Source organism: Pseudoalteromonas sp. APC 3893 (assembly GCF_030408095.1).
GTDB lineage: Bacteria > Pseudomonadota > Gammaproteobacteria > Enterobacterales > Alteromonadaceae > Pseudoalteromonas.
Genome location: NZ_JASDCD010000007.1, coordinates 90,456 through 108,816, shown reverse-complemented (window position 1 = coordinate 108,816; position 18,361 = coordinate 90,456). Strand labels below are relative to the sequence as shown.

15 protein-coding genes are annotated in these 18,361 nt (G+C 40.7%); 5 read left to right on the top strand and 10 right to left on the bottom strand.

All coding sequences use genetic code 11. The features are described 5' to 3' along the window. Positions 1 to 90: 90 nt before the first annotated feature. From QMA12_RS10880 to QMA12_RS10860, 5 genes are all read left to right on the top strand, one after another. The gene (locus QMA12_RS10880; RefSeq protein ID WP_087530997.1) at positions 91 to 1,773 is read left to right on the top strand and encodes a chloride channel protein; all 1,683 of its coding nucleotides are present in this window, start codon (positions 91 to 93) and stop codon (positions 1,771 to 1,773) included. 18 nt (positions 1,774 to 1,791) lie between these two features. Further along, positions 1,792 to 2,226, top strand: a complete 435-nt coding sequence (locus tag QMA12_RS10875; protein ID WP_087530998.1) for a CopD family protein — start codon at positions 1,792 to 1,794, stop codon at positions 2,224 to 2,226. A gap of 81 nt (positions 2,227 to 2,307) precedes the next feature. Continuing rightward, positions 2,308 to 3,324, top strand: a complete 1,017-nt coding sequence (locus tag QMA12_RS10870; protein ID WP_087530999.1) for an aspartate carbamoyltransferase — start codon at positions 2,308 to 2,310, stop codon at positions 3,322 to 3,324. Between the two features lie 48 nt (positions 3,325 to 3,372). Continuing rightward, positions 3,373 to 4,653: a glutamate-1-semialdehyde 2,1-aminomutase gene (hemL, locus tag QMA12_RS10865; protein WP_290210190.1), complete on the top strand. Its 1,281-nt coding sequence runs from the start codon at positions 3,373 to 3,375 to the stop codon at positions 4,651 to 4,653. Positions 4,654 to 4,791: 138 nt separating this feature from the next. Continuing rightward, positions 4,792 to 6,633, top strand: coding sequence for a methyl-accepting chemotaxis protein (locus QMA12_RS10860; RefSeq protein ID WP_290210189.1), 1,842 nt, complete (start codon positions 4,792 to 4,794; stop codon positions 6,631 to 6,633). 17 nt (positions 6,634 to 6,650) lie between these two features. Here the strand turns inward: QMA12_RS10860 and mrcB are convergent, their stop codons facing one another. The 10 genes from mrcB to QMA12_RS10810 form a co-directional block, all read right to left on the bottom strand. Beyond that, positions 6,651 to 8,999 carry a penicillin-binding protein 1B gene (gene mrcB, locus QMA12_RS10855; protein ID WP_290210188.1) on the bottom strand — a complete coding sequence of 783 codons (2,349 nt, stop codon included), beginning with the start codon at positions 8,997 to 8,999 and terminating at the stop codon, positions 6,651 to 6,653. Positions 9,000 to 9,131: 132 nt separating this feature from the next. Continuing rightward, the gene (locus tag QMA12_RS10850) at positions 9,132 to 9,293 is read right to left on the bottom strand and encodes a YqaE/Pmp3 family membrane protein (RefSeq protein WP_087531003.1); all 162 of its coding nucleotides are present in this window, start codon (positions 9,291 to 9,293) and stop codon (positions 9,132 to 9,134) included. A gap of 147 nt (positions 9,294 to 9,440) precedes the next feature. Then, positions 9,441 to 10,505: a class II fructose-bisphosphate aldolase gene (fba, locus tag QMA12_RS10845; protein ID WP_087531004.1), complete on the bottom strand. Its 1,065-nt coding sequence runs from the start codon at positions 10,503 to 10,505 to the stop codon at positions 9,441 to 9,443. A 217-nt stretch (positions 10,506 to 10,722) separates the two neighbouring features. Then, entirely contained in the window at positions 10,723 to 11,898 is a 1,176-nt protein-coding gene (locus QMA12_RS10840) for a phosphoglycerate kinase (RefSeq protein WP_087531005.1), read from the bottom strand. A gap of 55 nt (positions 11,899 to 11,953) precedes the next feature. Beyond that, positions 11,954 to 12,970, bottom strand: coding sequence for an erythrose-4-phosphate dehydrogenase (gene epd, locus QMA12_RS10835; protein ID WP_087531006.1), 1,017 nt, complete (start codon positions 12,968 to 12,970; stop codon positions 11,954 to 11,956). Between the two features lie 180 nt (positions 12,971 to 13,150). Further along, on the bottom strand, positions 13,151 to 13,411 hold the full coding sequence (locus QMA12_RS10830; RefSeq protein WP_087531007.1) for a hypothetical protein: 261 nt from the start codon (positions 13,409 to 13,411) through the stop codon (positions 13,151 to 13,153). A 9-nt stretch (positions 13,412 to 13,420) separates the two neighbouring features. Then, positions 13,421 to 14,050: a 3'-5' exonuclease gene (locus QMA12_RS10825; protein ID WP_290210187.1), complete on the bottom strand. Its 630-nt coding sequence runs from the start codon at positions 14,048 to 14,050 to the stop codon at positions 13,421 to 13,423. Between the two features lie 24 nt (positions 14,051 to 14,074). Next, positions 14,075 to 15,913 carry a DUF294 nucleotidyltransferase-like domain-containing protein gene (locus QMA12_RS10820; RefSeq protein WP_290210186.1) on the bottom strand — a complete coding sequence of 613 codons (1,839 nt, stop codon included), beginning with the start codon at positions 15,911 to 15,913 and terminating at the stop codon, positions 14,075 to 14,077. Positions 15,914 to 16,021: 108 nt separating this feature from the next. Beyond that, complete coding sequence (locus QMA12_RS10815) at positions 16,022 to 17,746, bottom strand: sodium:solute symporter family protein (RefSeq protein ID WP_290210185.1); 1,725 nt, start codon at positions 17,744 to 17,746, stop codon at positions 16,022 to 16,024. Between the two features lie 11 nt (positions 17,747 to 17,757). Beyond that, positions 17,758 to 18,021, bottom strand: coding sequence for a DUF4212 domain-containing protein (locus QMA12_RS10810; RefSeq protein WP_004586074.1), 264 nt, complete (start codon positions 18,019 to 18,021; stop codon positions 17,758 to 17,760). Positions 18,022 to 18,361 lie beyond the last annotated feature (340 nt).

Here is an 18,361-nt window from a genome sequence, read left to right as displayed (position 1 = left end):
TTGCATTAAGTGAAAAACCAGTAAAAATCTCAAGGACTTCACCTTACTATTTTGATAAACTCTCGTTAAATAAATGGCGAGGAAGAATGCATGTGGCTTGAAACGCTTAGGCGTCGCTTGGCAAAGCCAAAAACATCGGTGCAACTGTGCTTACTCGGCGTATGCGCAGGATTAATTGCAGCGTTTTTAATCATTCTATTTCGTTTAACTATTTTATTTTTTCAGGGGTTATTTCTCGAAACACCTGATGATTTTAGCACTCTGCCCCCCCTAGAACGTTTATTAATGCCGGTTGGCGCCGCTTTTTTGATAGCCTTGTTTGCCGCATTTACAGGTTTTAAACACTATCGCCTTGGTATTCCTTTTGTAATTCACAGAATCAAACATTACTACGGCCAAATGCCGCTTTATAATACGGTAAACCAATTTGTGGGTGGGGCACTGGCTTTAATAAGCGGCTTTTCAGTGGGGCGTGAAGGCCCATCAGTGCATATGGGAGCAACAGGCGCGAGTTTGCTAGCAGATAAACTCCACCTCCCGCATAATGCCATGCGTACTCTAAGTGGGTGTGGTGTTGCAGCAGGTATTGCAGCATCTTTTAACACCCCTTTGGCCGCCGTTATTTTTGTTATGGAAGTGGTATTACGTGAATATAAAGTTCACATCTTCGTACCTATAATGCTTGCAGCTACAACTGGCGCCTTGGCGACTCAATTCGTTTTTGGTGACGCCTCTGAGCTTGAGCTAATAACCGTCACGGCATTGAGTGGCTGGCACTATCCGTTCTTAATTTTATTCGGTATGACACTAGGCGCAGTCGCATTTGCATTTAATCAAAATCTAATGTTAATTATTCGAACATTTAAACCGCTAAGCATGTTTCCACGCCTACTTTTAGCGGGGTTAATCGCGGGTCTAATTGCCTATATGGTTCCCCATTCTATGGGTTCAGGGATGAGCGCAATCGCCATAGCCGTTGAATCTCCGGATGATGTACAATTGCTCACCACTATTTTAATAGCTAAGTTGTTTGCAACGCTGTTTGCAATTGGATTAGGTATTCCTGGTGGGATCATCGGCCCGGTTATTGGGTTAGGTGTATTGATGGGCACATTAATGGCATTTTTCGCCCAGTTTATTAGCCCTGGGATAGATATATCAGGCACTTACAGTGTACTGGGCATGGCAGGATTACTTGCTGCAACACTACACGCACCACTTGCAGCCCTTACAACCGTTATGGAGCTGACCTCTAGTCCTGAAATAATAGTGCCCGCAATGTTAGTGATCTCAACTGCTTATGTAACCGCGCTGCAGTTTTTTGGTAATCGTTCAATATTTTTACAACAGCTCGACTTTCAAGGACTGAACTACCATGTATCCCCTGCCACTGAAGCCTTGCAAAAAGTAGGGGTGATGGATGAAATGGATGAGAACTTTAAGTTACTCTACTCTGATGACAAAGAACAAATTAAATCAAGCCTTGATGCAGTTAACAGTCAAACCCCGTTAATTGTTTATGATGAAGAAAATGGTTATCGCTTAGCTGAATATGACCTGAGTTTAATGTCAGATCAAAATATCTCGATAAATTATATCAATTTACAAGGTGTAAGCAGCCAAGCCACACTCGCTGATGCATTTGATATATTAAAAGATAAGCGCACAGGCGCCGTGTATATATATAATTTACTCGACAACCAACAGATTATGGGAATTATGCGTTGGGATCAGATCCGCCATATCCTCACCATACGTAATAGCTTACTGTAACAAACTAAAGAGAACATTATGAGCGCCTTACTCGTTTACAAAGCCTTGCATGTATTTTTTATGATAGCCTGGTTTGCTGGCATTTTTTACTTACCTCGGCTTTTTGTCTATCACGCAATGAACGAAGAAAAATCATGTAGCTCGATGCTGAAGATAATGGAGCGCCGTTTATTACTATTTGTTACTCCCTTTGCCGTATTAACAGCCGTTTTTGGTGTATTGATGATTGTTGAATACGGCCGTGAGTGGTTTAAATACAGCATGTGGTTACATTACAAGTTAGTTTTGGTCATTATTTTGTACCTTTACCATGCATATTGCTTTAAGTTATTAGCTGACTTTAAACACGACCGTAATAAGCGCAGTGATCGTTTTTATCGTATTTTCAATGAACTCCCTGTTTTAGTGCTGCTTGCTATCGTATTTTTAGCCATCACTAAACCAAGCTTGTAAAATTTGATATAATATCGCGCGATTGCGTGTCCATCATTAATGGTTGATCGCGCCCCTTTTCAATGTAATAGGATAACCCCAATGTTAAGTTTCGAAGGTGAAAATATTCTTTCTGTTAATCAGCTCAACCGAGACTGTATTGAACGTATTTTTTCAGTAGCCAAAAAAATGGAACCATACGCTAAAAAGCAAAAGCGTACCAATGTGTTAGAAGGCGCAATCTTAGCAAACCTATTCTTTGAACCAAGTACCCGTACCCGCGTAAGCTTCGGTACTGCCTTTAATTTATTAGGCGGCCTAGTACGTGAAACCACTGGAATGCAAAGCTCTGCTTTGGCAAAAGGTGAATCACTTTACGATACCGCCCGTGTGATTTCAGCTTATGCTGACGCCGTAGCTATGCGTCATCCTGATGCCGGCTCTGTGGCTGAGTTTGCAACCGGTTGCTCAGTTCCGGTTATTAACGGCGGTGATGGTCCAAATGAACACCCAACTCAAGCCCTCCTTGACCTACTAACCATCGAACGTGAGCTTAATCGCTTTCAGCAGGGTATTGATGGCATGCATATAGCTTTAGTGGGTGACTTAAAATATGGCCGTACCGTTCATTCATTATCTAAATTGCTGTGTCATTATAAGGACGTAAAATTTTCAATGGTCGCACCTGATGGCTTGCAAATGCCGAGCTATATTTTAGACGCTGTTGATAATGCAGGTCATAAAATCGAAATTGTCGATAAAATGGAAGGCAATTTAGCTGCCGATATTGTTTACCAAACTCGCATTCAAGAAGAGCGCTTCCCATCACAAGAAGAAGCCAATAAATACCGCGGAGGTTTCCGCATTAGTCAGTCAATTTATAACGCTCACTGCAAGCCTAACTCAGTGCTTATGCACCCATTACCTCGTGATAGCCGCTTAGAAGCCAATGAGCTAGATAACGATTTAAACAGTAATGACAACCTAGCAATTTTCCGCCAAGTACAAAACGGAGTATTGATCCGCATGGCATTATTTGCATTAACGTTAGATGTTGCTGACAAAGTAGAAAACTATGAAGTTGAAGTACCTTGGTTTAGCCGTAAACGTAACGACTAAACAAGAAATGTATTTTAATGTAACCATGAAAACTCAATAGGAATATTCATGACAATTAGCCAAGATTTATTTGCCCGCGCCCAAGCCTCAATCCCTGGTGGCGTAAATTCACCGGTACGTGCTTTTAACGGTGTAGGTGGTACGCCACTGTTTATTACCAAAGCCCAAGGGCCATTTACTTTTGATGCCGATGGCAATCGCTATATCGATTATGTAGGTTCATGGGGACCTATGATCATGGGTCACAACCACCCTGCAATCAAACAGGCTGTACTTGAAGCCGTTGAAAATGGCTTAAGCTATGGCGCGCCTACCGAAACCGAAATTTTCATGGCGGAGAAAGTAAAACAGCTGGTGCCATCAATTGAAAAAGTACGCATGGTAAGCTCTGGTACAGAAGCTACCATGAGCGCCATTCGCTTAGCACGTGGTTACACTGGCCGTGATAAAATTCTTAAGTTCGAAGGTTGCTACCATGGTCACGCCGACTCTTTATTAGTTAAAGCGGGATCTGGCGCACTGACTATGGGTGTACCTAACTCCCCAGGTATCCCTGAAGACTTTGCCAAACATACATTAACGGTTTCGTTTAATAACTTGGATGAAGTAAAAGCTATTTTTGCAAAATACGCCGATGAAATCGCGTGTATCATCGTAGAACCAGTTGCTGGTAACATGAACTGTATTCCACCAGTACCAGGCTTTTTAGAAGGCCTGCGTGCAATCTGTGATCAATATAAATCAGTGCTTATTTTTGATGAAGTTATGACTGGATTTCGTGTCGCACTTGGTGGCGCACAGGCGTATTACAACATCAAGCCAGACTTAACCTGTTTAGGCAAAGTCATTGGCGGCGGCATGCCTGTAGGCGCGTTTGGTGGTAAGAATGAAATCATGGATTACATCGCCCCTGTAGGCCCTGTGTATCAAGCGGGCACACTTTCTGGTAACCCTATTGCTATGGCTGCTGGCTTAAAAGCGCTTGAGCTACTTGAGGTTGACGGTCTTCATGATGAGCTTGAAGCAAAAAGCAAAGCGATTTGTGAAGGCTTTGAAGCAGCAGCGAAAAAAGCGGGAATTCCACTAACCACTAACTACGCCGGTGGTATGTATGGATTTTTCTTCACAGAGCAAGAAAAAGTAACCACTTATGAACAAGCGACACAATGTGACTTAGAACGCTTTAAAAAGTTCTTCCACTTAATGCTAGAAGAAGGTGTCTACTTAGCACCATCAGCATTTGAAGCAGGCTTTGTTTGCTCTGAACACTCAGAGCAAGAAATTATTGATACTATTGCAGCCGCTGAACGAGTATTCGCCAAGCTTTAACACACTGTTTAACGCTCTTTATAAAAAAGCCCGTAAGGGCTTTTTTTTGTTTTTAGGCTAATATTAGTGAATGAAAGTAGTAAGCTCTTCGGTCTTATATTACTTACCCAACCCATTTGCCCATTACAAGAGAGCATTATGCCAGGATTACGACACTTTACGGCCCCTGCCATCAACTTGATGGAACACTTAAAATATAAAACCAAAATCGGTTTAGTGTTTGGTATTTTACTCGCTCCGCTGGCATTAAGTTTATTTTTCTTGCTCAGCTTACTAACTGAAAGCATACATATTTCCACGATGAAGCGCCAAGGCCTACAAACCTATGAAGCTTTACTTAATAACCAAATGACTGGAAAAGTTAATAAAAGCGCTGCAATTGCTCGCGAACATGGTTTTAATGTAAGAGATGAGCAATCCGCTGATGCGCTAGAATTAATCTCCATTCAATCTCAACTTGCTGTTGATGAACACTTATCAAGTGCTTACTTAAATCGTGTATTGGTTACGACAATCCCCGCTCTCATCAAGCAAATAAATTTAGCTAATGATAGTGCTAATACTGTTCTAAATACCCAAGCGTTTACTCCGACGACCTTTATAGCGTTATCAAATTTAACGAAGTCATTACCGCAGTACCAAGCACAAGTGCAAAAAACACTTACTATAGCGACAGATGCAAACCCTTTGGTTGATGAAAAACTATCCCCTTTACTATCAAAACTGCAAAAAAGTGTTACTCAATTTAAAAACACTATCGATAATAAAATGCTGGAGCCAGACAATTTATCGATATCTAAAATTGAATTTTCCCGTTACTACAGCACTGTTCAAAATGACTTACAACAACTTATAAACCAAAGCATCCCTACTCTTAAAAAGCTAATAACTGATAAGCTGCAGCAACAGCGCATGATAAGAAATATCGTGTTAATTGCTTCATTCATATGCTTACTTAGCGCAGCTTACTTATTGATTGGCTTTTATTTGGCTGTGGTAGGTGGAATCACTCGCTTCGCTAATGCAGCAGAACAAGCTGCTGATGGTGATTTGAGTGCGACCTTAACATCCCTCGGTAATGATGAAATGAGCATAATTACAGCTCGTTACAATGCACTACTTAAAGCATTTACTCAATTATTAGCGGACGTAAAAACCACAACCGTCGATTTAAGTGAAGCAACACACTCTCTAGAACAAACAAGTTATAAAACAAGTGAAGATGTGACTGAACAACAAAGTCGCGTGAGTGCGATACACAGTGCCCTTAGTGATATGTCAAACAGTGCTCACGCTGTCGAGGAGTCGGCAGTTCAAGCAATGCATATTGCACAAGGCGCTGCCGGACATGTTAAAGAAAGTTCAACTAATACCATGGAACTTGCTAGGTACATGGAAGACTTACAAATTGAATTTAAAGAAAATCAAAAAGCATTAGACCGATTAGCAACGGATAGCCAAAACATCGGTAATGTAAGTAAGGGAATTAGTGAAATAGCAGATCAAACCAACTTACTCGCTCTCAACGCTGCCATTGAAGCTGCTCGAGCTGGCGAGCAAGGTCGTGGATTTGCTGTGGTCGCTGATGAAGTACGTACTTTGGCATCACGCACCCAACTACAAACTCAAGAAATCCATCAAATTATCAGCTCATTACAAAAAGCTTCCGATGATACTCAACAAAAAATGCAAACTAGCGTAACTAAAATGGCTGAATGCGTTAACTCAGCTAACAGTACCAATTCTGTACTACAAAATGCGCAAACCAGTATGTTAGAAATAGAGCAACAAGGTGAGCTTATTGCCCAAAGAGTTCAGGAGCAATCAAAGGCAACAGCTCAAGCACTCAATGACGCAGAGCAAATAAGTACTCTTGCGATACAGACACAAGCATCTGCTCAATCAGGCCTTGGTGATGCTCAGAAGTTAAGCCTGTTATCAGAGCGGCTATCAAATGCAATGAGTAAGTTTAAAGCTTAACAGCTTTAAACTACTCCTTAGCGCTGACAACTTGGCCTAGGTTCAAACTCTGCAGCGCGCAGTGGTAATTGGATTACCTTGCCACACCCTGGTGGGGCTTGCATTCCTGTTTGTTCATTAACAAATGCCCAACGAATTGTTGGGGGCCGAGTGTCTGCAATCGATTCCGGGTTCAATGGTTTTAGGTACCGAATATAGCTTTCTAGTGCGCCAACACTGCCCGTTAGCCCAGTACTTTTATTATCGTCTCGGCCAATCCAAGCTACTGTAACTGTGCTTTGATCAAATCCGGCAAACCAACTATCACGTAAATCATTACTGGTGCCTGTTTTGCCTGCTAATTGAATTGAAGGAAAATGTGCATTTAATCGCTTGGCGGTACCGTCTTTAGTCACTCGTTTCATGGCATACTTAGTCATATAAGCAGCCGCTTTATCAAACCGCGGCTCAGATCGAACTTGGTGCTGATACAAAACCTTACCAACGGAATCAGTCAATGCTGAAATAGAGGTTAACTCTCGGTATTCACCATCCGCAGCAAGCGTTGTATAAAGTTGAGCAACCTCTAAGCTCGACATCTCAATCGCCCCTAATAGCAATGATGGGTATTGCTCAATATCCTGCTTAGCGCCAAGTTTTGATAATGTAGTTGCCACTTTATCAACCCCTACATCTAACCCCAAATTAACCACTGGAATATTAATACTTTTACTGAATGCTTTATAAAGTGGCATCATGCCGCGATATTGGTGATCAAAGTTTTCAGGCTGCCAAACTTTACCTTGCTGATTTGTTACTTGAACAGGAGAGTCATCTAATAATGTAGCTAAGTTATAATTAGCTGACTCAAGTGCTGTTAAATAAACTGCAGGCTTAACTAACGAGCCAATATTTCGCTTTGTATCCAGTACCCGGTTAAAACCTAGAAAGCGTGGATCTCGACCAGCTACTAACGCTGATACACCACCTTTTTCAACATTAACAGACACCATAGCGGCTTCTAGTTGTTCTGTTGTAGCTCGCCTTTCAAGATACGGTAGACTTTCTGTGATGGCTTCTTCCATCGCCGCTTGCTTTTGTAAATCAAAATATGTAAATACTCTGACCCCCGCATCAAGTACCTCTTGATCTGGGAGTAATCGTTTAAGCTCACGGTCCACTAACTCTAAATAACCTGGGTATGATTTAGGAAGGCTATCTTTCATTGGAGCGATATCAATTGGCCGCTGCAATGCAGCTCGGTATTCGCGAGTATCAATAAGTTTATTATCAACCATGAGTCGTAATACGAGATCACGGCGCTCCATCGTGCGCTCGCTGTATCTTCGCGGGTTGTAGTACGATGGTCCCTTCACCATTGCAACAAGCAGGGCTATTTGGTCAAACTCCAGCTCATCTACTGGTTTAGAAAAATAAAACTCAGATGCTAAACCCATGCCATGTACACCCTGGTTATATGATTGACCAAGATACACTTCATTTAAATAAGCCTCTAAGATTTGGTCTTTAGAATAGCGATAATCCAAGATCAATGCGATAAGTGCTTCGTTGAATTTACGAATAAGGGTACGATCACGGGTTAAATAGATATTTTTAGCTAATTGCTGAGTTAACGTGCTGCCCCCTTGAACGGTGCGGCCAGCTTTAATATTACTATATAAAGCGCGCATAATAGATAATACAGACACCCCATGGTGCTCATAAAACTTTTGATCTTCTACCACTAACAAGGTGTCTTTAAGCATTGCTGGAAATTTATCAAGAGGCACAAACTCACGATCCTGTTTTGAATCATTCCCAATTCGGGCTATTTGCACTGGCTCTAAACGTGCGCTGTTTAGTCGTCTGCCAAATTTATCTTTGATCGTTGCTAATTTTTTCCCTGTAAAGCGCAGCTCAATGACTTGTGCACTCTCTAAGCCATCAAAAAACTCAAACTCACGGCGAAAAATTTTAATGCTATCGCCACTTTTTATATACTGACCAGTACGACTTAGCTTATTAACTGACGAGTAATTTAACCGATCAAGCTCCCAAAGCACTTCTTGGCTTGATAAAAACTGCCCTGGATAAAAGCTCATTGCACGAGCATATACCTGTGCTGGCAGTTGCCACTTATTACCTTCAAACTGACGAGTTATTTTGGCATCAAGATAGATTAAATAAAGAGCCATAGCGACAACACCTGCAAGACTCAATTTCCAAAAAATAGAGAATAGTTTACGGCCAAAGCTTCGCGTACTAGTGTTTTTTACCGTTTTTTTCTTGGAGGCTTTTTTTGCAGTTTTAGCCGTATTGCTAGCCGCCTTTTTTACAGGGCGCTTTGTTGAGGTTTTCGATGAGCGAGGTTCTTTTTTATCAGCCATTGATGTTGTTATTAATTTCCAGAGGTTAATTTACAGGTGCGAGCTTAGCATATAGCTATACACGCTAACACCTGTAAAGTTAACAGTAACTGAAACTTAATCGAAGCTACTGAATTTATTTCCAGCGATGCCTTAACGTGTACACAGCCAAAGGGCATGAATTACCGCGGGTATAAAAAAGATAAAACACAGAACAATATTAATGATTAAATCTTTACCTACTCCAGCCTTTAAAAAAACCGCAACTGGAGGTAAAAACAACGACAAAATAATAAGTAGTAATTTGTTATCCATGGTAGTCCTAGTAATTGATATTTAACTCTTTTAAAGCATAGTCTGTAATTAAAAATTAGCTACATGTATTTGTTTTAATAGTTTATGACAGGCATAAAAAAGCCAGAAACTCACAGAGACTCTGGCTTTTTGATTCAGTTACTTAAATTATTTAATTTGTGGATCTAGTTCGCCAGTTAAATATTTAAGATGCATTTCATCAAGTGAGATTGGCTTAATCTTACTTGCTTGGCCTGCTGTGCCAAATGACTCATAACGCGCAACACATATCTCTGTCATCGCTTTAGTTGCTTCAGCTAGGTATTTACGTGGGTCAAAGTTTGCAGGGTTTTGTGCTAAATGACGACGAATAGCCCCTGTTGATGCTAAACGTAAATCAGTATCAATATTGACTTTACGCACACCAAACTTGATGCCTTCAACAATCTGCTCAACTGGCACGCCATAAGTTTCAGGGATTTCACCACCGTATTGGTTGATGATTTCAAGCCACTCTTGTGGTACTGACGAAGAACCATGCATAACTAAGTGCGTATTAGGAATACGCGCATGAATCGCTTTAATACGATCAATTGCTAAAATATCGTCTGTTGGTGGGCGAGTAAATTTATAAGCGCCATGTGAAGTACCACACGCAATTGCTAGTGCATCAACATGTGTTTTACTTACAAAGTCAGCAGCTTCTTCAGGATCTGTTAGCATTTGATCTGTAGTTAATTTACCTTCAGCACCAACGCCATCTTCTTCGCCAGCTTCACCCGTTTCAAGTGAACCTAATACACCTAACTCGCCTTCTACTGATACACCACATGAGTGTGCAAGTTCAACGGTTTTACGTGTAACATCAACGTTATAATCATAACTTGAAGGTGTTTTACCATCGGTCATTAATGAGCCATCCATCATGACTGATGAAAAGCCTAATTGAATAGAACGTTGGCAAACGCCAGGTGATGTGCCGTGATCTTGGTGCATTACCACAGGAATATGTGGCCATTCTTCAATGGCTGCTAAAATCATATGACGAATAAATGGGGCACCAGCGTAGGCACGAGCACCTGCTGAGCCTTGCACAATTACAGGGCTGTTTGTTTTATCAGCCGCCATCATAATAGCGCGGATTTGCTCTTGGTTATTAACGTTAAATGCTGGTACGCCGTAACCATTTTCAGCTGCATGATCAAGAAGTTGTCGCATACTGATTAAAGCCATTGGGTATTCTCCAAATTGTCGATAGCTGCGCGCACGCACAAACTACCTAGTTCGAACGGAATAGTTTAATTCGATGCAATCACTACATCACGATAGAATCGACACTCGCCAAACCTACCGGTAAACCAAAACCAACAATTAAATAAGGGTGAGAGGTATTTAATTAATGGTCTTTGCTGGTGCAAGTAATACTACTCACACCAGCGAGCAACTAATTTTACTTAGCGCGCTCTTCTAGCATAGCAACAGCTGGCAGTTTTTTCCCTTCTAAAAATTCAAGGAAAGCACCACCGCCTGTTGAAATATACGAAACTTTATCTGCAATACCATATTTATCAATGGCTGCTAGCGTGTCACCGCCTCCTGCTATCGAAAACGCATTTGAGTCTGCAATCGCTTGTGCAATAGCACGTGTACCATTACCAAATTGATCAAATTCAAACACACCAACCGGACCATTCCAAACCACAGTACCTGCATTAGCAATGATTTTTGCCAGTTGGTTTGCCGTATCTGGGCCGATATCAAAAATCATGTCTTCGCTGGTTACTTCGCTCACATCTTTCAATGTTGCAACCGCTGACTCTGAAAACTCATTTCCTACAACCACATCAGTTGGGACAGGAATTTCACCATTATTGCTTTTAGCAGCAGCACTTAATTTATTTGCTTCATCAATTAAATCAGCTTCATAAAGTGACTTACCTACAGGGTAGCCAGCAGCTGCAATAAAGGTATTCGCGATACCGCCACCTGTTACTAATTGATCAACAATGGTAGAAAGTGAATCAAGTACAGTTAACTTAGTAGACACTTTAGAACCACCTACAATAGCTACTAAAGGACGTGCAGGGTTATCAAGTGCTTTACCTAATGCGTCAAGTTCAGCAGCCAGTAATGGGCCTGCACAAGCAACATCAGCATATACGCCAACACCATGAGTAGAAGCTTGTGCGCGGTGAGCCGTACCAAATGCATCCATTACATACACGTCACATAATGCAGCCAGTTTCTTAGCTAGTGTTTCATCATTCTTCTTTTCACCAACATTAAAGCGCACGTTTTCAAAAACAACCACTTCATTATCAGCAACTTCAACGCCATCTAAATAATCTTTTTCAAGACGCACTGTCTGCTCTAGTGCTTCATTTAGATAATCAACAACAGGAGCAAGTGAAAACTCTTCGTTGTATTCCCCTTCCGTAGGGCGGCCAAGGTGTGACATCACCATTACTTTTGCGCCTTTTTCAAGGGCTAATTTAATACTAGGTAATGCTGCACGAATACGTGCATCAGAGGTCACTTTACCTGCTTTTACGGGTACATTTAAATCTTCACGAATTAACACGCGTTTGCCGTTTAAATCTAAATCTGCCATATTTATGACCGACATGGACTTCTCCTTAGTTAACGATACTGACTTGAGTAAAAACTTTTAATTATAATATTTAGTTACTTGCAACCATCATGCACTTTGCTGTGTCGAGCATTCGGTTGGCAAATCCCCATTCATTGTCACACCAGACTAATAACTTTATCAGTCGTTTATGACTAACACGTGTCTGTGTGCCATCAATAATACAAGAGTGTGCATCATGGTTAAAATCGACAGACACTAATGGTTCTTCGGTGTAACTTAAAATCCCTTCGAGACGATCTTTCGCTGCGGCCTTTAATACTTTATTAACCGCAAGTAAATCCACATCTGTATTCACTGTTACGCTTAAATCCATCGCAGTTACATTGATAGTCGGTACGCGTACAGCAATCGCTTCAAAACGGCCATGGAATTTAGGCAAAATACGCTCAATACCACGGGCTAGTTTGGTATCAACTGGAATAATAGATTGACTCGCAGCACGGGTGCGACGTAAGTCATGATGATACGCATCAATCACTTGTTGATCGTTCATTGACGCATGAATTGTGGTAATCGCCCCTGACTCAATCGCAAAGGCATCATCAAGTACTTTTATAACTGGCACTATGCAGTTAGTCGTGCATGAACCATTTGAAACAATTGTTTGCGCTGCGGTTAATTCATCATCATTAATACCATACACGATTGTGGCATCAACATCAGCATCTGCAGGTTGAGAAAATAGCACTTTCTTCGCACCAGCATTTAGATGTAACTGAGCATGTTCGCGAGAGTGAAACACACCGGTACACTCTAAAACAACATCCACATCTAATATTTGCCAAGGCAGTTCAGCGGGATTTTCCTCGCAGAATAAGGCGATAGAATCATTAGCAACGGTAATACTATCTTCGCCAAGTGTTACGGGAAACTTAAAGCGTCCATGCGAAGTATCGTATTTAAGGAGATGCGCGATCCCTTGAGGATCCGCCAGTTCATTTATTGCAACAATTTTGATCTCATCGTTTAAGCCTGACTCATACAGGGCACGAACAATATTCCGACCAATTCGACCAAAACCATTGATTGCAAGTTTGATTGCCATTCGTTAGAAAATCCACTCTATTTGCTTGCAGATAAAGGCCACCTGCCTTTTTGATGCGCGTATTGTAATCGACCTTGCAGTTGAATATAAGAGGTAACGTTAAATAAATGTGTAGCACAAGTTTTATATCGCCCCAAACTTCCTAAGGCTTAGGCTCTACAGTTAGAAAAGGTAAATTGTTTAACGCTTAAGCAGCTTGCGTATTAAACTTCCGGATACTAATGAAACTGTCATAATCACAATACAATAAATGGCTAATACGCCTGATGACGTTGCCAGTTCTATTACTTGACCGTTTTCACCCATGCATAAGTTAGTTTTATGATTAATCGCGCCACCACTATCTAAACAACGATCCACTAATAAAAACCCATGTAACCACCATACTGTAATTAAACTGACTATCACACCGACTAAAGATGGCAGTAAATTATTTTTCATTAAAAGAACCTATAAATAAACTAAATCAACTAACTTTAAATCTTTACCTTGGCCTATTTGATAACACTGCGCAAGTAATAACTCAGCCGTTGCAGTCGCATCGGTTAAAGCGTGATGGTTATGATAGTCAGGTAACTGATAACGTGCTCTACAAGCGGCTAATGTTAAATCATCGAGGCCAATTTCTTGCCCTTGCTGATGTAAGCGCTTTTTTTCTATTAAAAAAGTATCAAGAATCAATCTGGGTTTAGCCACCATTCCCTGCGCTTTAAAGGCGTGTTTTAAAAACCCCCAATCTAAACTGGCATTATGAAACACTAAAATAGCATCCTCAAAGTAATCACTTAGCTTAGTGAGAATAATGTCTAAGCTTTGCCCTGTAATAATATCTTTTTGCGCGATACCATGAAAAACAGGGCTTTGCTCTAATTGTTGTACGTCTTTATTAATATAATGTGTAGCTTGGCTGAGCTTAATACACTGCTGTTCAATTAAAACCCATGCAACAGAGACTATCTCATGCTGTTTTACATCAAGTCCTGTTAGCTCTAAATCGATAACAATATAACGCTGGCTCGCAGCACTTGTAGCTAACAATTTCTTTTTTGATAAATAACGATCTAACCAACGCTTAACCACTTTGAGCCCTTAACGTTTTGTGCATTACAAACTTCCTCTTGCAAATTTAAATGCAGCCGCTTGCTGTGCTTGTTTTATTAGGTAAAACGCTTCTTTGAGCTGATGACGCTCCAAAGAATTTAATTTATCAGGATTAATACAGTTACTCGGCAAGCCCTCTTCGTTAATTTGAGTGCGTAAACGCAATTGGGTTAAGAAACGCCAGCAATCTTTTAGGTTATATAAATCCTGATTATTTAACAGTGGATACTTTAATAGTGCATCAAGACGCTCTTGGGTATTTGCTCGCCTTACTCCTGCTTTTAACGCATATAACCGCACTATGTCGTTAATGATCACCACTCCGCGTTTCTTTAAATCAATAAACTTGTGCTGCTTAGCATCTTTCTCTAACTTAAATTGATTAAACAAACCAATGGGTACTGCATTACTTTTTATATCATTGGCCATCGCAGCATAAAATAAGTCATTGCGAGATATACGGGTTAACTGCTCACAAAAACTGGTATAAAGCGAGTTTGAGCCTTCAATAAACCGTAAATCAAAAAATATTTTACAGTTTAGCATCGCCTCAGGTGTCGGACTTTTTATCCACTTGAAAAAACGCTCACACCAATCTGAAATACCCATTCTACACAATTCACTGCTGGCCATGATATTACCGGGGCAGCGCCTAATTCCGCATTCTACAAGTTGCTCACACACAAACTCTCCCATTCGGCGAAAGTAATCTTGATGCTGATCACTTAAATCATCTGGTAATAACAAACCATTATCTTGATCTGAGTGCAGAGTTTGCTCTTCTCGTGCTTGTGAGCCAAAACATATAAAGCTAAAACTGGTCGGTGCCGCACCATTGTCTTCTTGAAATAAGTGAATAAGCCGTGACGTTAATGCATCGGTTAGCCCACTAAGTAATTTACCAATCAAAGAAATATCATCAATATTATGCGAAAAGCCACGAAGTAACTCAGGTATTTCATCAGCATAACGCTTTAAATCACTAATATTATGCGCTTTATAAATACGACCAATTAATTGTACTGGGTCACTTTTTTGTTGGCGTAACAAGTCCGTACTGGTGATCATACCCAGTGCTTTATGATGTTCATCTAATACTGGTAAGTGATGAATATTATGTTTAAGCATTAAATGCAGAGCTGAAAAAACCCGATTATTCTCAAATATATATTTGGGCTTTTTACTCATTATTGTGCTCACAGCTTCTTTTGGCTCAACCTCATCTGCAAGCACGCGATTACGTAAATCACGATCAGTCACAACCCCAACCAGCTGTTCAAACTCTGTGATCATTATTGACGAAACACCGTGCATTTTCATTTTTTTAGCTGTTTGACGAATGCTCGCATCAGGAGGCAATGTAACCGCTTTACGTGACATCAACTCTGATATTTTTTTCTCAGACCAACTTTCGTTTTGACTTTTATAATGGGAGGAAAGTAGCCTATTAGCATGGGCACGAACAAAATATTGTTCAAACGACTTATATTCTCGACGCAAGAAATCAAAACTCTCTTGATTGAGCATATACACTATGCCCTCTTTTTGCGTTTCTAAACGGTTTTGTATTGCCTCTCCTGTTAACAAAGATGGAAAGCCAAAATAATCACCTTGTGTTAAACGCGTGATCACATCGCCTTTGGCATCAACTAGGTCATATAATCCAGAGCGAATTAAAAACAACTTAGGCGAGTCGGACTGTAACCATTGCGATTGATTTTCTCGGGTCAAATAAATGCTGTCGACATGGGTTACAAAATAATCGGCTGCACTACTATCGATTTGACTAAACGGCGTTTGTATTTTGACAAACTGGGCGACTTCCTGCTGCTCGTTATTCATAACTGTACTCGCAAATAATAAGACCAGAGTTACTACATTACGCATATTCATAAAAAATAAAAGCCCGACAAAAGTCGGGCTTTGGCTTAAATAACAATCAAGTTATTGTTAGTGAGCATGCGCCTCACTAGAGCCTTTAGGATTACGAATACCTTCAACCATTTGTTGAATTTCAACAGGGGTGTCAGCCGTTAGTTTTAATACTATAGCTGCAACAGCAAAGTTAATAACCATACCAACTAAGCCAATACCTTCTGGTGAAATACCTAGGAACCAATGTTCAGGGCTGTTAAGCTCAGGACTAACAAATTTGAAGAAAATGATGTACGCCGCAGTAAAGGTAATACCTGTCACCATACCTGCAATCGCACCTTCTTTATTCATCGTCTTAGAGAAAATCCCCATAATAATAGCCGGGAAGAAACTTGCAGCAGCCAAGCCAAATGCAAATGCCACCACCGACGCCACAAATCCAGGCGGGTTAATACCAAAGTAAGCGGAAATAACAATGGCAATCATCGCTGCTAACCTCGCTGCGAGTAGCTCTTGTTTATCGCTAATATCAGGCTTGAGAGTTCGCTTAAGTAAATCATGCGAGACTGATGTTGAAATAACCAATAATAAACCAGCCGTAGTTGATAGCGCTGCTGCAATACCACCGGCAGCCACTAATGCAATAACCCATGCAGGTAAGTTAGCAATTTCAGGATTTGCTAATACCATGATATCACGGTCAACGTTTACCTCATTTGCACTGTTAGGATCGTCAATCTTACCGGCTGTGTAGAACATTTTGCCATCACCGTTTTTATCATTAAAGGTAATAAGACCTGTTCTTTCCCAGTTTTTAACCCAGGTTGGCGCTTGTGCATACTCAGTACCACTGCCATCTTTACCGTTAATCGTATCAATCATGTTAACACGTGCAAACGATGCAACTGCTGGCGCTGTGGTGTAAACAATCGCGATAAATACTAACGTCCATGCTGCAGAAATTCGCGTATCTTTAACACGAGGTACAGTGAAGAAACGTACAATAACGTGTGGTAAACCTGCAGTACCCACCATCAATGCACCTGTGATTGCAAATACGTCAATTATGCTCTTAGAGCCTTCGGTGTATTGAGCAAACCCCAGTTCAGCGCTTAAGCCATCAAGCTTATCCAGTACATACATGCCAGAGCCATCACTTAGTGTGGCACCAAAGCCTGTTTGCGGGAAGAAGTGCCCTGTCATCATCATTGAGATAAATATTGCAGGCACTAAGTATGCGAATACTAATACGCAATACTGTGCTACTTGAGTGTAAGTAATCCCTTTCATACCGCCAAGCACTGCATAGAAGAATACAATCACCATACCAATGTACACACCGGTCTCGATCTCAACTTCTAAAAAGCGTGAAAACACCACACCTACACCGCGCATTTGCCCTGCAATATAAGTAAAGCAGATAAAAATAGCACATAAAATTGCCACTAAACGAGCGGTGCGTGAATAGTAACGATCGCCGATAAAGTCAGGCACTGTGAACTTACCAAATTTACGTAAGTAAGGCGCTAAACACATGGCGAGTAATACATAGCCACCTGTCCACCCCATTAAGTAAACGCCGCCATCATAACCTGCAAAAGAGATGATACCCGCCATTGAAATAAATGACGCCGCACTCATCCAATCTGCGGCCGTTGCCATACCATTAGCTAAAGGCGGAACACCACCTCCCGCTACATAAAATTCTTTTGTTGACCCTGCACGGGCCCATATTGCTATGCCGATATACAGCGCGAAGCTTAAACCAACAATTAAAAACGTGAGTGTTTGAACATCCATTACTTAAGCTCCTATTCGTCTACGCCGTATTTTTTATCTAACGTATTCATTTTGAAAACGTAAACAAAAATCAAAGCCACAAAGGTGTAAATCGCGCCTTGCTGGGAAAACCAGAAACCAAGTTTAAACCCAAAAAAGCGTACTTCATTAAGTACATCTACCAGTAAAATACCAAAACCGAAGGATACGACAAACCAAACTGCTAATAATTTAAACAGCAGTGAAATGTTTTCCGCCCAATAAGCTTTTGCTTGTTCTTCATCTTTAAAAGCCATTTTATATTCCTCATTAACACCGAAAAATGATGTGTGTGTTTTATGTTCGTATATAAAGTTAGCAATGCCTGAGCAAGATTGAATTGAGACCATGGTCGTAACAAAAGGTTAACGTTTACGTAAACTGCAAATTGAGACTTGTTAAATAAAAGTAAAAAACATTAAATATCATCACGTTAAACATTTTCACCAAGTGATGATCACTATTCAGCAAGGCTATATTGTCGATCTGCGACATTAGTCGAATACATTTACAAAAATCAAAAACACCATCTATATCAATCACTTGAAAATTTAGGTAAATAAGCATAATAATTGACAGCTCAAATTATTTTCAATT

Bases quoted from the DNA above. Each gene is read 5' to 3' on its own strand.
- QMA12_RS10880 (WP_087530997.1), top strand. From the start codon at position 91: ATGTGGCTTGAAACGCTTAGGCGTCGCTTGGCAAAGCCAAAAACATCG.
- QMA12_RS10875 (WP_087530998.1), top strand. From the start codon at position 1,792: ATGAGCGCCTTACTCGTTTACAAAGCCTTGCATGTATTTTTTATGATA.
- QMA12_RS10870 (WP_087530999.1), top strand. From the start codon at position 2,308: ATGTTAAGTTTCGAAGGTGAAAATATTCTTTCTGTTAATCAGCTCAAC.
- hemL (WP_290210190.1), top strand. From the start codon at position 3,373: ATGACAATTAGCCAAGATTTATTTGCCCGCGCCCAAGCCTCAATCCCT.
- QMA12_RS10860 (WP_290210189.1), top strand. From the start codon at position 4,792: ATGCCAGGATTACGACACTTTACGGCCCCTGCCATCAACTTGATGGAA.
- mrcB (WP_290210188.1), bottom strand. From the start codon at position 8,999: ATGGCTGATAAAAAAGAACCTCGCTCATCGAAAACCTCAACAAAGCGC.
- QMA12_RS10850 (WP_087531003.1), bottom strand. From the start codon at position 9,293: ATGGATAACAAATTACTACTTATTATTTTGTCGTTGTTTTTACCTCCA.
- fba (WP_087531004.1), bottom strand. From the start codon at position 10,505: ATGGCTTTAATCAGTATGCGACAACTTCTTGATCATGCAGCTGAAAAT.
- QMA12_RS10840 (WP_087531005.1), bottom strand. From the start codon at position 11,898: ATGTCGGTCATAAATATGGCAGATTTAGATTTAAACGGCAAACGCGTG.
- epd (WP_087531006.1), bottom strand. From the start codon at position 12,970: ATGGCAATCAAACTTGCAATCAATGGTTTTGGTCGAATTGGTCGGAAT.
- QMA12_RS10830 (WP_087531007.1), bottom strand. From the start codon at position 13,411: ATGAAAAATAATTTACTGCCATCTTTAGTCGGTGTGATAGTCAGTTTA.
- QMA12_RS10820 (WP_290210186.1), bottom strand. From the start codon at position 15,913: ATGAATAACGAGCAGCAGGAAGTCGCCCAGTTTGTCAAAATACAAACG.
- QMA12_RS10815 (WP_290210185.1), bottom strand. From the start codon at position 17,746: ATGGATGTTCAAACACTCACGTTTTTAATTGTTGGTTTAAGCTTCGCG.
- QMA12_RS10810 (WP_004586074.1), bottom strand. From the start codon at position 18,021: ATGGCTTTTAAAGATGAAGAACAAGCAAAAGCTTATTGGGCGGAAAAC.